13 protein-coding genes and 1 other RNA gene are annotated in these 13,485 nt (G+C 71.4%); 7 read left to right on the forward strand and 7 right to left on the reverse strand.

Going from position 1 to position 13,485, the window contains the following annotated elements; genetic code table 11:
- Positions 1-26: 26 nt before the first annotated feature.
- The 4 genes from OG698_RS31705 (at position 27) to OG698_RS31720 (ending at position 4,065) form a co-directional block, all read left to right on the forward strand.
- Positions 27-1,088, forward strand: a complete 1,062-nt coding sequence (locus OG698_RS31705; protein WP_406107079.1) for an ABC transporter substrate-binding protein — start codon at positions 27-29, stop codon at positions 1,086-1,088.
- Positions 1,089-1,217: 129 nt separating this feature from the next.
- A complete protein-coding gene (locus tag OG698_RS31710; RefSeq protein ID WP_406107081.1) occupies positions 1,218-2,075 on the forward strand; it encodes a Nif3-like dinuclear metal center hexameric protein in 858 nt (285 codons plus the stop codon).
- On the forward strand, positions 2,072-2,815 hold the full coding sequence (locus tag OG698_RS31715) for a C4-type zinc ribbon domain-containing protein (protein ID WP_327580215.1): 744 nt from the start codon (positions 2,072-2,074) through the stop codon (positions 2,813-2,815). The genes OG698_RS31710 and OG698_RS31715 overlap by 4 nt, the downstream gene beginning before the upstream one ends.
- Before the next feature lie 11 nt (positions 2,816-2,826).
- Positions 2,827-4,065, forward strand: coding sequence for a bifunctional RNase H/acid phosphatase (locus OG698_RS31720; protein ID WP_399980564.1), 1,239 nt, complete (start codon positions 2,827-2,829; stop codon positions 4,063-4,065).
- Between the two features lie 24 nt (positions 4,066-4,089).
- Here the strand turns inward: OG698_RS31720 and eda are convergent, their stop codons facing one another.
- Together eda and yaaA are read right to left on the reverse strand one after the other, a co-directional pair.
- Positions 4,090-4,710, reverse strand: coding sequence for a bifunctional 4-hydroxy-2-oxoglutarate aldolase/2-dehydro-3-deoxy-phosphogluconate aldolase (gene eda, locus OG698_RS31725; protein ID WP_406107083.1), 621 nt, complete (start codon positions 4,708-4,710; stop codon positions 4,090-4,092).
- 75 nt (positions 4,711-4,785) lie between these two features.
- Complete coding sequence (gene yaaA, locus OG698_RS31730; protein ID WP_406107085.1) at positions 4,786-5,592, reverse strand: peroxide stress protein YaaA; 807 nt, start codon at positions 5,590-5,592, stop codon at positions 4,786-4,788.
- A gap of 173 nt (positions 5,593-5,765) precedes the next feature.
- Between yaaA and OG698_RS31735 the strand changes: the two genes are divergently transcribed.
- From OG698_RS31735 to rnpB, 3 genes are all read left to right on the forward strand, one after another.
- Positions 5,766-7,214, forward strand: coding sequence for an RNB domain-containing ribonuclease (locus OG698_RS31735; protein ID WP_406107087.1), 1,449 nt, complete (start codon positions 5,766-5,768; stop codon positions 7,212-7,214).
- 120 nt (positions 7,215-7,334) lie between these two features.
- The gene (locus OG698_RS31740) at positions 7,335-7,913 is read left to right on the forward strand and encodes a Uma2 family endonuclease (RefSeq protein ID WP_406111402.1); all 579 of its coding nucleotides are present in this window, start codon (positions 7,335-7,337) and stop codon (positions 7,911-7,913) included.
- Between the two features lie 44 nt (positions 7,914-7,957).
- Positions 7,958-8,377: RNase P RNA component class A (gene rnpB / locus OG698_RS31745), an RNA gene on the forward strand.
- A 67-nt stretch (positions 8,378-8,444) separates the two neighbouring features.
- Here rnpB and OG698_RS31750 read toward each other — a convergent pair.
- From OG698_RS31750 to OG698_RS31770, 5 genes are all read right to left on the reverse strand, one after another.
- On the reverse strand, positions 8,445-9,248 hold the full coding sequence (locus OG698_RS31750) for a hypothetical protein (protein WP_406107089.1): 804 nt from the start codon (positions 9,246-9,248) through the stop codon (positions 8,445-8,447).
- A 51-nt stretch (positions 9,249-9,299) separates the two neighbouring features.
- Positions 9,300-9,746, reverse strand: a complete 447-nt coding sequence (locus OG698_RS31755) for a hypothetical protein (RefSeq protein WP_406107091.1) — start codon at positions 9,744-9,746, stop codon at positions 9,300-9,302.
- Positions 9,747-9,817: 71 nt separating this feature from the next.
- The gene (locus OG698_RS31760; protein ID WP_406107093.1) at positions 9,818-11,107 is read right to left on the reverse strand and encodes an MCE family protein; all 1,290 of its coding nucleotides are present in this window, start codon (positions 11,105-11,107) and stop codon (positions 9,818-9,820) included.
- Positions 11,104-12,381: an MCE family protein gene (locus OG698_RS31765; RefSeq protein WP_406107094.1), complete on the reverse strand. Its 1,278-nt coding sequence runs from the start codon at positions 12,379-12,381 to the stop codon at positions 11,104-11,106. The genes OG698_RS31760 and OG698_RS31765 overlap by 4 nt, the downstream gene beginning before the upstream one ends.
- A complete protein-coding gene (locus tag OG698_RS31770) occupies positions 12,378-13,475 on the reverse strand; it encodes an MCE family protein (protein ID WP_406111404.1) in 1,098 nt (365 codons plus the stop codon). The genes OG698_RS31765 and OG698_RS31770 overlap by 4 nt, the downstream gene beginning before the upstream one ends.
- Positions 13,476-13,485: the final 10 nt, after the last annotated feature.

The raw sequence follows: 13,485 nt of genomic DNA on the forward strand, positions 1-13,485 counted from the left end.
CACGAAAGTTCGGAGCTGGAACACCCATGGCCCTGCGATCAAGCCCTCGCACCCGCGGCACCGCCGCCGTAGCCCTCGCCGTGGCCGCCGCCCTGTCGCTCGCGGCCTGCGGGTCGGGTGACTCGGACTCCGGCTCCTCCGCCGGCTCCGGCAAGTCCGACAACGGCAGCGGCTCCAAGGCCGTCGCCCAGGGCGGCGAGGACTTCGCCAAGGCGGCCTCGCGGACCGCGAAGATGGGCACGACCGCCAAGGCCGGTCAGTTCCCGCGCACCATCGAGCACGCCATGGGCAAGACCGAGCTCAAGGCGCAGCCCAAGCGGGTCGTCGTCCTCGACGTCGGCGAGCTCGACAACGTCGCGTCTCTCGGCATCAAGCCCGTCGGCTACGCCCCCACCGAGGGCGACGACGGCGTCCCCTCCTACCTGAAGAAGGCGGCGGGCACCCCCAAGGACGTCGGCACGATCAACTCCCTCAACCTGGAGGCGATCGCCAATCTCCACCCCGACCTGATCCTCGGCAGCGAGCTGCGCGCCGCCAAGCTCTACCCGCAGCTCTCCAAGATCGCCCCGACGGTCTTCTCCATCCGCCCCGGCTTCACGTGGAAGGAGAACTACCTCCTCAACGCGTCGGCCCTCGACAAGACCGCCGAGGCCAAGGCGAACCTCGCCGCGTACGAGAAGAAGGCGGAGAAGCTCGGCGAGGACATCGGCGAGAAGAAGCCCACCGTCACGATGCTGCGCTACATGCCCGGCATGATCCGCCTCTACGCGAAGGCGTCCTTCATCGGCACGATCCTCGACGACGCCGGCATCCCGCGCCCCAAGAACCAGCAGGTCGTGGACCTCGCCACCGAGGTCAGCCCGGAGAAGATCGACCAGGCCGACGCCGACTGGATCTTCACCGGTGTCTACGGCGACGCGAAGAAGACCGACCGCGCCACCGCCGAGGGCAACCCGCTGTGGAAGAAGCTCGGCGCCGTGAAGAGCGGACAGGCCAAGGACGTCCCGGACGAGACCTGGTACCTGGGGCTCGGCGTCACGGCCGCGAACCAGGTCCTCGGCGACCTGCGCGGTTACCTCGTCAAGTAGTCCGCCGCGCACCACACCAAGTAGCCGACTGTCCGTGGCCGGTAGCGGTACGTGAGTCCGTACCGCCCCCGGCCGCAGCCGAATGTGCGCCAGGGCCGACGGGGCATGGAGGGAAGGTAGCCTTTCACCGTGCCCCGTCTGTCTGAAGTCATCGCCGCGCTCGAGAAGCTGTGGCCCCCCGAGCGGGCCGAGTCGTGGGACGCGGTCGGCACGGTCGTCGGTGACCCCGACGCGGAGGTCTCCCGGGTCCTGTTCGCCGTGGACCCCGTCCAGGAGACCGTCGACGAGGCGGTGCAGCTGGGCGCGGACCTGCTGGTCACGCACCACCCGCTCTATCTGCGCGGCACGACGACCGTCGCCGCCACCACCTTCAAGGGCCGCGTCGTCCACACGCTGATCAAGAACGATGTCGCTCTGCACGTCGCGCACACCAACGCCGACCGTGCCGACCCGGGCGTCTCCGACGCGCTCGCGGGCGCCCTCGACCTCCGCGTCACCGGCCCCCTCGTACCGGACCCGACCGACCCCGCGGGCCGCCGCGGACTCGGCCGGATCTGCGAACTCGAACACCCACTCACCCTGCGCGAACTCGTGGGCCTGGCCGCCGACCGGCTGCCCGCCACCGCGCAGGGCATCCGCGTCTGCGGCGACCTCGACGCGACGATCCGCACGATCGCCGTCAGCGGCGGCTCCGGCGACAGCCTCTTCGCCGACGTGCGCGCCGCGGGCGTCGACGCGTTCCTCACCGCGGACCTGCGCCACCACCCCGCGTCCGAGGCACGTGAGCAGAGCCCCCTCGCGCTCCTCGACGCCGCCCACTGGGCCACCGAGCAGCCCTGGTGCGAGCTGGCGGCCGCCCAGCTCGACGAGATCTCCGACCGCAAGGGATGGGGACTTCGCGTCCACGTCTCGAAGACGGTCACCGACCCCTGGACCGCCCACGCGGCGTCCAACGCCACACCGATCCCAACTGGAGCCCCCAACTGAACGCCGCGCCCGCCGACCAGATCCGACTTCTCGACGTCCAGGCCCTGGACGTACGACTTTCGCAGCTCGCGCACAAGCGCAAGTCGCTGCCCGAGCACGCCGAGATCGAGTCGCTGAACAAGGACCTCACACAGCTGCGCGACCTGCACGTCGCCGCGCAGACGGAGGAGAGTGACTGCGCCCGCGAGCAGACCAAGGCCGAGCAGGACGTCGACCAGGTCCGCCAGCGCGCCGCCCGTGACCAGCAGCGCCTGGACTCCGGCGCCGTCACGTCCCCCAAGGACCTGGAGAACCTCCAGCGCGAGATCGCCTCGCTCGCCAAGCGCCAGGGCGACCTGGAGGACGTCGTCCTCGAGGTCATGGAGCGCCGCGAGTCCGCGCAGGAGCGCTTCGAGGAGCTGACCGGCCGGGTCGCCTCCGTCCAGGGCAAGATCGACGACGCGACGGCCCGCCGCGACGCCTCCTTCGAGGAGCTCGACGGCGAGACGGCCACGGCCACGAAGGAGCGCGGGATCGTCGCCGGCTCCGTCCCCGACGACCTGCTGAAGCTCTACGACAAGCTGCGCGTCAAGGAGGGCGGCGTCGGTGCGGCCCGCCTCTACCAGCGCCGCTGCGAGGGCTGCCAGCTGGAGCTGAACATCACCGAGCTGAACGAGGTGCGGGCCGCGGCGCCCGACTCCGTGGTGCGCTGCGAGAACTGCCACCGGATCCTGGTGCGCACGTCCGAGTCCGGCCTGTAGGAGCCTTCGTGGTGCGGGAGTTCATCGTCGAGGCCGACGGCGGTTCCCGGGGCAACCCGGGGCCCGCGGGCTACGGCTCGGTCGTCATCGACGCGGCGACGGGGGAGACCCTGGCGGAGGCCGCCGAGTACATCGGCATCGCCACGAACAACGTCGCCGAGTACCGGGGGCTCGTCGCCGGCCTGCGTGCCGCGCACGCCCTCGACCCGCAGGCGTCGGTGCACGTCCGGATGGACTCCAAGCTCGTCGTCGAGCAGATGTCGGGCCGCTGGAAGATCAAGCACCCCGACATGCGGCCCCTCGCCGCGGAGGCGGCCACGGTGCTGCCGGCGTCGCAGGTGACGTACGAGTGGATCCCGCGCGAGCGGAACAAGCACGCGGACCGGCTCGCCAACGAGGCGATGGACGCGGGCAAGCGGGGCAAGCAGTGGGAGGCCTCGCGCTCGACCGCCGAGCTCGATACGCCGCGTCCCCAGGCGGACCGGGGGGCTCCGCCCGGGGACGCGGCGGCCGGGGCAGCCAAGGCGCGGGCCGCGCTCGCGGGGACGCGGGGCACCGCGGACGCGCGGGCCGCGGGGAACGTGGCGGGCACCGCGTCCCAGGGCTGGTCGGCGGCGCCCGATCTCGGGGCGCCCGCCACCTTCGTACTCCTGAGGCACGGCGAGACCGCGCTCACGCCCGAGAAGCGGTTCTCCGGATCCGGCGGCAGTGACCCCGAACTGTCGGCGGCCGGACGCTCGCAGGCCGAGCGGGTCGCCGCCGCGCTCGCCGCGCGCGGCACCGTCCAGGCGATCGTGTCGTCGCCGCTCAAGCGGTGCCAGGAGACGGCGCGGACCGTCGCGGCCCGCCTCGGGCTCGACGTCCACATCGAAGAGGGCCTGCGCGAGACGGACTTCGGGGCGTGGGAGGGGCTGACCTTCGGGGAGGTCCGCGAGCGCTACCCGGACGACATGAACGCCTGGCTGGCCTCGTCGAAGGCCGAACCGACCGGCGGCGGCGAGAGCTTCGCGGCGGTCGCCCGCCGGGTCGCCGCGACGCGGGACCGGCTCGTCGGGCAGTACGCCGGACGCACGGTCCTCCTGGTCACGCACGTCACGCCGATCAAGACGTTCGTACGGCTCGCGCTCGGCGCGCCGCCGGAGTCACTGTTCCGGATGGAACTCTCGGCGGCGTCGCTGTCGGCGGTCGCGTACTACGGGGACGGCAACGCGAGCGTGCGCCTGCTCAACGAGACGGCGCACCTGCGCTGACGTCCGCGCTGCTTCAGGTCCGCGTTACTTGAGGCCGGCCGCTTCGCGGGCCAGCGTCTCGATCCGCGCCCAGTCCTTCGCCGCCACCGCGTCCTCGGGAAGCATCCAACTGCCGCCCACACAGCCGACGTTCTTGAGTGCCAGGTACGAGGGCGCCGAGCTGAGGGAGACACCGCCGGTCGGGCAGAACCGCGCCTGCGGTAGCGGACCGGCCAGCGACTTCAGATACGGCACACCGCCCGCGGCCTGTGCGGGGAAGAACTTCATCTCGCTCACCCCGCGCTCCAGGAGCGCCACGACCTCCGACGTCGTGGAGACGCCCGGCAGGAACGGCACGCCGGACTTCTTCATCGCGTCGAGCAGCGTGTCGGTCCAGCCGGGGCTGACCAGGAAGCGCGCTCCGGCCGCGACGGAGTCGGCGACGTTCTGCGGGGAGATGACCGTGCCCGCGCCGACGACGGCGTCCGGCACCTCGTCCGCGACGGCGCGGATCGCGTCGAGCGCGGCCGGTGTCCGCAGCGTCACCTCGATCGCCCGCAGGCCGCCCGCGACGAGCGCCCGCGCGAGCGGCACGGCGTCGGCGACGTCCTCCACGACGACGACGGGTACGACGGGGGCGAGATCGAGCACGGAGGAATCAGTCATGGGGCCATCCTGCCCCGGGCTGTGCAGCATGCGCAAAGGGCGTTGCGCATGCTGCAATGCACTGAGGGCTGGTGCTCAGTGGATCTGGGTCACCACGACGTCGAGCGCCCACGCCGTCCCCGCCTTCGCGGGCGCCTGCACCTCCACCACATGGCCGAGATCCCGCAGCGCCTCGACCAGCTCGGCCGGGCCCGCGGGCGTGGTGCCGGTCTCCAGGAGCGTGCGCACGATCCGGCCCTTCGTCGCCTTGTTGAAGTGCGACACGACCGAACGCTTCTCCACGCCGGTCACCGGGTCCGTCTGCGCGTGCAGCACCCGCACCGTCGCGGTACGCCCCGCGACCTCCCCCTTCGGCTTCCACGCACTCGTGTACGCGGACGACCTCAGGTCGAGCACGAGCCCGTCCCCGGCCGCCTCGGGAAGCACCTCGGCCATCGGCTTGCGCCAGTGCGCGCCGAGCGCCCCGAGCCCCGGCAACTTCACACCCATCGAGCAGCGGTACGAAGGAATCCGGTCGCTCACCCGCACCGCGCCCCACAGACCGGAGAAGACCAGCAGCGAACGCGTCGCCCGGCGCTTCGCCCCCGTGTCCAGGGTGGCGAGACCGAGTGCGTCGTAGAGGACACCCGTGTAGATCTCACCGGCGGGCCGCGCGCCGGCGGTGCGCAGCTCCACGTTCTTCGCGATCTCGCCGCGCAGCCCCTCGCTGAGGCCGAGCACCTCGCGCGCCTTGTCCTCGTCGGCGGCACACAGCTCGACCAGCTCGTCGAACACGGCCTGTCGCGCCCCGGCGAGCCCCGGCAGGGACAGCGACTCAGGCTTCAACGGGGCGCCGCGCCCCGACGGGGCCTTGCCTTCGGACGGCGGCAGCAGCACGAGCACGATCGGACTCCTCGGGACAGTGATGCGGATCAGGGGGTGCGGCCCCATCGAAAGCGTACGGAAGGGAAGGGGGTGCCGGGGAACACGGGGCGCGGCGGATCATGGGGCGCGGCAGTCCCGGGGGGCCGCGGTCACAGGGTGCCGACATCCCCGCCCCGTCCTACGCTCGGTGCATGCCCCGCCGTCATCTCCGTGTGACCGGCGCAGCCGAGGCTCCGCTGCGTGCCGCGCTGTGTGCACTGCGTACGACCCTGGACGTCCCCGGGGCCTTCCCGGCCGACGCCCTCGCGGAGGCGGAGCGGGCCGCGGCGGCCCCGCACCCGCCGGAACCGGGCGGCAAGGACGCCACCGACATCCCCTTCTTCACGATCGACCCGCCGACCTCCGTCGACCTCGACCAGGCGATGCACCTCTCGCGCCGTGACGGCGGCTACCGGGTCCGCTACGCCATCGCCGACGTCGCCGCGTACGTCACGCCCGGCGGCCCCCTCGACACCGAGGCCCACCGCCGCGTCACCACGCTCTACTTCCCCGACGAAAACGTCCCCCTGCACCCCACCGTGCTCAGCGAGGGCGCCGCCAGCCTGCTCCCCGGCCAGACCTGCCCCGCCGTCCTGTGGACGCTCGACCTCGACGCCGAGGGGCGCACCGTCGCCACCGACGTGGCCCGCGCCACCGTCCGCAGCCGCGCCAAGCTCGACTACGAGGGCGTGCAGAAGGCCGTCGACGACGGCACCGCCGAGGAACCCGTAGCGCTCCTGCGCGACATCGGGCGCCTGCGCGAACAGCTCGAGACCGAGCGCGGCGGCATCTCCCTCAACGTCCCGGAACAGGAGATCACCGAACGCGACGGCCGCTACGAGCTCGGCTACCGCGCCCCCCTGCCCGCCGACGGCTGGAACGCCCAGATCTCCCTGCTCACCGGCATGGCCGCCGCCGACCTCATGCTCGCCGCGGGCACCGGCATCCTGCGCACCCTGCCCGCCGCCCCCGACGGCGCCGTCGGCCGGCTGCGCCGCACGGCCCACGCCCTGCACATCGACTGGCCGCACCACGTCCCGTACGCCCAGCTCGTCCGTTCGCTCGACCCGAAGAAGCCGCACCACGCGGCCTTCCTCCAGGAGTGCACGACGCTCCTGCGCGGTGCCGGGTACACCGTGTTCAGCGGCGGCACGCTCCCCGACCTCACCGTCCACGCAGCCGTCGCCGCGCCCTACGCCCACTGCACGGCCCCGCTGCGCCGCCTCGCCGACCGCTACGCCTCGGAACTGTGCCTGGCCGCCTGCGCGGGCACGCCGCCCCCGGAGTGGGTGCTCGCCGCGCTGCCCGGCCTGCCGAAGGAGATGGCGGAGGGCACGCGCCGGGCCAACGCCGTCGAGCGCGGCTGCGTAGACATCATCGAGGCGGCGCTCCTCAAGGACCGGATCGGCGACATCTTCGAGGCGTGCGTCGTCGACGTGAAGGACCAGGAACCGGCCGTCGGCACCGTTCAGTTGACCGACCCCGCGGTCGTCGCCCGCATCGAGGGCGGCACGGCTCCGCTGCCGCTCGGGGAGCGGCTGCGGGTGCGGCTGACGCAGGCGGACCCGGGAGCGGCAAAGGTCCAGTTCGCTCCCGCGTAAGACCCCTCGCCCCGCGCTCATGTGCCACGATCGAGGGAAGAACTTCCGATCTCACGGACGGTGGATCCCCCGATGGCCGAGTCTGGCGAGCGACCGAGGGAGGGGCGTGACATGACGGCCATGGCGCACGAGCCGCACGAGTCGCTCACGCAAGCAGACGTCCTGCTCGAAGGCTTCCTTGCCCTGGACACCCCGGAGGGTTTCCGGGCGGAACTGATCGAGGGGGAAATCGTCGTGACGCCGCCGCCGGACGGGGACCACGAGGACTACATCAGCCTGATCGTGAAGCAGGTGATCAGGCGGTCCCAGGCCGACATGGACTTCTCCGGGAACAAGGGGCTCAAGCTGAACAGCGGGGGCGCTTGCCCCAAGAGCCATGTGATCCCGGACGGCACCTTCGCGCCCACCGAGCGAAGGCTCTTCAGAGGCGCCGAGCCCTGGATGCCCTGCGAAGGCGTAGCCCTGGTGGTCGAGGTCACCTCCACCAAGGCGCAGGCGGACCGAGAGGCCAAGCGCCGCTGCTACGCCCGTGGCGCCATTCCCCTCTACCTCCTCGTCGACCGCGAAGCCTCCTCGGTGACGCTCTTCCGAGACCCGGAGGGCAACGACTACCGGGAGCTGTGCACGCTGCCCTTCGGCAAGTCACTGACTCTCCCCGCCCCGTTCGACTTCGAGCTGGAGACCTCGGCGTTCGTCTGACCGGTGGGGCCTCCCGCGGCGGGTAGCATGGTCGGCACGGCAGACGAGCCGGGCGGACGGCCGCGTGAGGACCCTTTCACCAGGGTTTTCCCGAGGAACGTCCGGGCTCCACAGGGCAAGGTGGTGGCTAACGGCCACCCGGGGTGACCCGCGGGACAGTGCCACAGAAAACAGACCGCCGGGGACCGCAAGGCCCTCGGTAAGGGTGAAACGGTGGTGTAAGAGACCACCAGCGCCTGAGGTGACTCAGGCGGCTAGGTAAACCCCACCTGGAGCAAGGTCAAAAGGAGCCGCTTCCTCGCAAGAAGAGGCGGCTCTGCGCGGACGTTCGAGGGCTGCCCGCCCGAGTCCGCGGGTAGACCGCACGAGGCCCGTAGCAATGCGGGCCCTAGATGGATGGCCGTCTCCCCGGCCGCCGCGAGGCGACCGGGCGACAGAACCCGGCGTACAGCCCGACTCGTCTGCCTTCTGGGCTCTGAACAGGTCTTATGGCCTGGTCGGGGCCTTTTCCCGTGTGGGTGGAAGCCGAAGTCAGAGCGCGTCGACCGCGCTCACCTTCCAGCCGTCGGCCGTACGCGCCAGCGTCATGCGCACCCGGTTCATGTCCACGCGGGAGCCCGTGACCTGGGTGCTCGTCGTCACCTGGTTGACGAAGAGGAGGACCACGGCGTGGTCCGGCGAGGCCGAGACCACGGAGGCCGCCGGAGACCCGCCTTCGGGCCGCGTCACCGTCGCCTTCACCACCCCGTGGTACTTCCTGGCCGTCGGGCCGACCACCGTCGTCGTGGTCTTGCCGTATTCATCGCGGAAGTGGCCGGTGAGCCGGGCGCGCGCGGCACTGAAGTCGCGGTCCAGATGCCGGTAGTCGTACGACAGCACGACGGGTGCCGCCTGTCGCGCTGCGGTGAGCGCCTGCCCCCGTGCCTGTTCGGCCCGCGCTCCCTCCCAGTACCGCCACCCGAGCAAGGCGACAGCCACCAGCCCTGCCACGAGCAGGACGCACAAGGCCACGGTGAGCAGGCGCCGCCGACCGCGCCGCGTCGGCCCACCGGAGCCGGGCTCGCCCTCCTCCTGCGGTGAGTCGTCCCGGAAGGACTCCGGCGAGGGCTCGGGCGGGTCGTCCCAGCCGCCTTCCTCCGGGGACTCGATGAGCAGGGTGCGTCCCGCGTCCGGTGCCGCGCTGCGCCCCCGGGCCAACTCGTCAGTGGCCGCCCGGCCCGGCTCGTGGTGGCCGCGCTCCGCGCGCTTGGCCGCCGCGCGGGCGGCCGCTGTCATGGTGCGCCGGGTGCCGGAAGCGGCACCGGAGCCGCGGCTTCGGTTGGTCGTCTTCGCCACGGTATTGCTCCTCAAGGGTGGTACGGGTGGTACGGGTGGAGAGGGGGGCGGTCAGCCGACGAACTCGACGTCCGAGGTCAGCCAGCGGCCGTCCCGGTACACCAGGTCGAGCTGTAGCCGGTAGGTGCGCGCCTCGCCCCTGGGTGCGGCGGTGTTGGTCACTTTGCTGTCGGCGACCACCAGGACGCGCGCCGAGTGCGCGTCGGAGCGGACGATGCCCGCTTCGAGAACCTGGCCCTCGGACACGGACTTGTTCTCGGCGACCAGCTTGGTCAGCTGCTCGGTCTGCGCGGCGAACTGCTTCTTGAAGTCGCCGGTGGCGCCCTCGAGGACGTTCGCGCTGTCCCGGTCGTAGTGCCGGTAGTCGAGCGAGGTGAAGTTCAGCGCCGACTGGCGGGCCGCGGCCAGGAGATCCTGGCGGCGCTGTGCCCTGTCGTGCTGGTCGTAGAGCCCGAGGCTCAGCCAGATCGTCAGCGCGGTGGTGAGGACGGTCGTCATGGCGAGCCCCACCGTCCACGCCCTGCCCGACCGCGCCCTCGCCAACCGGGCCCCGATCGCCCGGGGCCTGCTCATGCCATCGGCCCGACGAGCAACCATTGCCACGACTCCTTTCCGAACACGGTCTGTTGGCCGCCCGTCGAGCCGATCTCGACGGGCTTTCCGTCCGGGCCGGTCGCCGTGCCGGTCTCCGGGTCATAAGGCGTGATGTACGGCGTGACGTACGCCGACTGGTCCGCACTGCCGGAACCGGCCGGCGCGCCGGGGGCGTTCTGCGCGCCCCGCACCGACGTCTTGCCGCCGCGCGGGGACGTGCAGCGCGCGTCGGTGTTCGCCTCGCGCGTCCTGGTGTCCGAGGGGTCGCGCCGCGCCGTCCCGTACCCCTGGGTGCACGGCGGCGGGTCGTCGGCGTTCACCACCAGGCCGAAGTGGGTGGTGCCGTCGCCCGGGACGACCGTGTAACTGCCCGCGACCAGCGCGGGGAAGGTGACCAGGGACTGCTCCACGCCGGGCAGGCGCGCCAGCGTGACCTGGCCACCGCTGATGAGATTGGCCAGCAGGACCGAAAGGCGTGGCCCGGTGGACTTCAGCAGTGAGTTCAGCTGCTGCGCGGCCGGCGTCGCGTTGCCGATCAGCTTGCGCAGGTCCCCGTCGCTCGACTTCAACTGTGCGGTGAGCGCGGCCAGGTCGTGCGCGAACGACTTGATGGACGAGCCCTGGTCGGCCTGCGTCTTGAGGACCTTCCGCGAGTCCTCGATGAGCGAGATCGTCTGGGGGAGCGAGCCGGACGCCGACTCGACGAGCGCGTTGCCCGAGTCCACCAGGCGGCTCAGGTTCGGACCGGTGCCGGAGAACGCCTTGTCCAACTCGTCGACGGTGACCCGCAGATCGTCCTTGCCGACCGAGTTCACCAGCCGGTCCAGGCTGAGGACGAGGTCCGTGGTGGGCAACGGCACGCGAGTGCGGGCGCGCGGGATGGAGCTGCCGTCGAGCAGATACGGACCGTGGGACGTGCGCGGCTGCAGATCGACGTACTGCTCGCCCACGGCCGAACGGTTCGCGACCACGGCGAGGGTGTTCGCGGGGATACGCCGCGTGCCGTCCTTGATGTCCAGGGACACCGACACCCCGCCCGAGCCGGTGAGGCGCAGCGCGCCGACGCGGCCCACCGGCACCCCGCGGTAGGTGACCTCGGCGCCGGGGAAGACGCCCCCGGAGTCGGCGAAGTCCGCCCGTACGGTGTAGCCGCGGCCCAGGATGCCGTCCGCCAGGCCGGTGTACGCGGCGCCGACGTACGACACCCCGACGGCGGTGACGGTGGCGAAGGCGAGCAACTGGGCCTTGACCGTGCGTGTGATCATGGCTGAACCCCCTTCAGCATCAGCTCGGCGAGCGCGAGATCTATCCCCTCGGGTAGCTCTCCTCGGGTCAGGTAGCTACTGGTGCACACCGGCGGGCACAGCGGACCGCCGCCGCCCGGAGGGGCCGACGGCAGGCTCGGTGAGCTCGGCAGCGGCGTGGGGGCCGGAGCACTCGGCAGGTCCGGGAGATCCGGGACATCCGGCAGATCGGGCAGTTCGGGGGTCTTGGGATCCCGGGAACCGCCGTGCCCCTTGCCGGGCTTGCCGGACCCGTCCGTCACGTTGCCGTAGATGTCTCTCAGGTCGAGATCCGCGGTGATGTCGAGGTTGACGTAGTCGCCCTTGACGGCGTCCACCACGTTGCGCGGGAACGGGTAAGTCGTCAGCAGTTCAAGGGAGTTGGGCAGGTTGTCGCCCGCTTTGTTCAGTTGCTGCAGGACCGGCCGCAGCTGCTTGAGGTTCGCGACCGTGTCGTCGTGTGAGGCCGTGACCACCTTGGAGCCCGTCTTCCCGAGCTTCGACAGGGCGGTGAGCATCTTCGTCAGATCGCGCCGCTGGTCGGCCAGGACCGTCAGTGCGGGCGGCATCGTGTCCACGGCCCGGGCGATCGTCTTCTTCTCCTTCCCGAGCCGGCCCGACAGCCGGTCTACGGCCTTGAGCGCGCGGACGATGTCCTTCCGCTGGTCGTCGAGACCGCCGATGAACGTGTTCAGCTCCTTGAGTAGTGACCGGAGCCGGTTCTCCCGGCCGTCCAAGGCCTTGTTCAACTCCACGGTGATCGTCTTGAGCTGGGCCACTCCGCCTCCGTTGAGCAGAGCGGACAGCGCGGACAGCACCTCCTCGATCTCCGGGTTGCGGCCGCTGCGGGACAGCGGGATGCGGTCGCCGTCGCGGAGCCGGCCCACCGCCGCCTTGCCGGGCGGGGCGGAGAGCGAGACGTACTTCTCGCCGAGGATGCTGGTCTGCCGCAGCCCGGCGAGCGCGTTGCCCGGCAGCTTCACGTCGTCGGCGATCCGCAGCCGTACGCGCGCGTGCCAGCCGTGCAGCTCCACCTTCTCGACGGCGCCCACGGTGACGTTGTTGACCTTCACCGCCGACTGCGGCACCAGGTCGAGGACGTCACGGAACTCGACGGTGACGTGGTACGCGTGGCCGTCGGCGGCGGCTCCGCCGGGCAGCTGGACGTCGTACCAGCCGTTGAACTGGCAGCCGGACAGCAGCAGCGAGCCGACCGCGGCCCACGCGATCGCCCCGGCCGTGCGTCGTATGCTCATGCGCTCGCCCCCAGGATTCCGCCGAGCGTCCGGTCGACCGTTCCCGTCACCGCGGGGCCCTTGGGCACCTTGGGCAGGGAGTCGAAGAGCTTCTTCAGCTCCTTGCAGTCGGGGTTCTTGCCGCCCTCGTCGCCGGTCGTCCTCAGCACGGAGCACAGCAGCGAGGCCGGATCCTGGGCCTGTTGCGCGTTGTTGCGAGTGTCGAGGGTGCCGGAGGACGGGTTGTAGGCGTTGTTCAGGTTCGACAGGCCCGTGGGAGCGACGTCCAACAGCTCCTCCAGAGCAGCCCGTTGGGTGACGAGCACCTTGGTCACCTTGCTCAGGCCCTTCACGTCCGAGGTCAGCGACTTCTTGTTCTTCTTCACGAAGTCCGACACGTCGCCGAGCGCGGTCCCCAGGTTCCGCAGCGCGTCCGCGAGGTCCTTGCGCTCGCCCGCGAGCTGCCCGGCGACCTCGGAGAGGCTCGTGTTGAACGACCGCACGCTCTTGTCGTCGGCGGCGAGCGCCGCCGTGAACACCTGAAGGTTCCGCACCGTGCCGAACAGGTCCGAGCGGCCGTCGGACAGGGTGGTGACGGCCTGCGAGAGGTCCTCGACCGTCCGGTGGAGGTTCGCGCCCTGGCCGTCGAGGTTGTCCGCGCTCACGCCGAGCAGTCGCGACAGGGAGCCGTCCTTGTTGGCGCCCTTGGGGCCGAGCGCGTCGGCCGTCGTGTGCAGACTGTCGAAGATGCGGTCCAGTTCGACCGGCACCGCCGTACGCGTCTCGGGGATGACGTCACCGTCCCGCAGCACCGCGCCCTTGCGGTACACCGGCAGCAGTTGCACGTAACGGTCGCTGACCACCGACGAGTTGATGATCGCGGCCTGCGCGTCCGCCGGGACCCTGCGGCCTTCCTCGTACGACAGCTCCACCCGCACCTGGTCGCCCTCCGGTGTGATCTTCTGGACCTCGCCGATCCGGACGCCGAGGACGCGGACGTCCGAGCCGGGGTAGATGCCGACGGTGCGCGGGAAGTACGCGGTGATGTGTACGGGCCGGGAGCGCGGCCACAGCACGTAGGTGAGGGAGGCGACGAGGGCGAGTGCGGTGACCATGGCCACGCGT

The organism is Streptomyces sp. NBC_01003 (assembly GCF_045162695.1).
Classification (GTDB): domain Bacteria; phylum Actinomycetota; class Actinomycetes; order Streptomycetales; family Streptomycetaceae; genus Streptomyces.

Bases quoted from the DNA above. Each gene is read 5' to 3' on its own strand.
- OG698_RS31705 (WP_406107079.1), top strand. From the start codon at position 27: ATGGCCCTGCGATCAAGCCCTCGCACCCGCGGCACCGCCGCCGTAGCC.
- eda (WP_406107083.1), bottom strand. From the start codon at position 4,710: ATGACTGATTCCTCCGTGCTCGATCTCGCCCCCGTCGTACCCGTCGTC.
- OG698_RS31735 (WP_406107087.1), top strand. From the start codon at position 5,766: ATGCCCCGCCGTCATCTCCGTGTGACCGGCGCAGCCGAGGCTCCGCTG.
- OG698_RS31740 (WP_406111402.1), top strand. From the start codon at position 7,335: ATGGCGCACGAGCCGCACGAGTCGCTCACGCAAGCAGACGTCCTGCTC.
- OG698_RS31755 (WP_406107091.1), bottom strand. From the start codon at position 9,746: ATGACGACCGTCCTCACCACCGCGCTGACGATCTGGCTGAGCCTCGGG.
- OG698_RS31760 (WP_406107093.1), bottom strand. From the start codon at position 11,107: ATGATCACACGCACGGTCAAGGCCCAGTTGCTCGCCTTCGCCACCGTC.
- OG698_RS31765 (WP_406107094.1), bottom strand. From the start codon at position 12,381: ATGAGCATACGACGCACGGCCGGGGCGATCGCGTGGGCCGCGGTCGGC.
- OG698_RS31770 (WP_406111404.1), bottom strand. From the start codon at position 13,475: ATGGTCACCGCACTCGCCCTCGTCGCCTCCCTCACCTACGTGCTGTGG.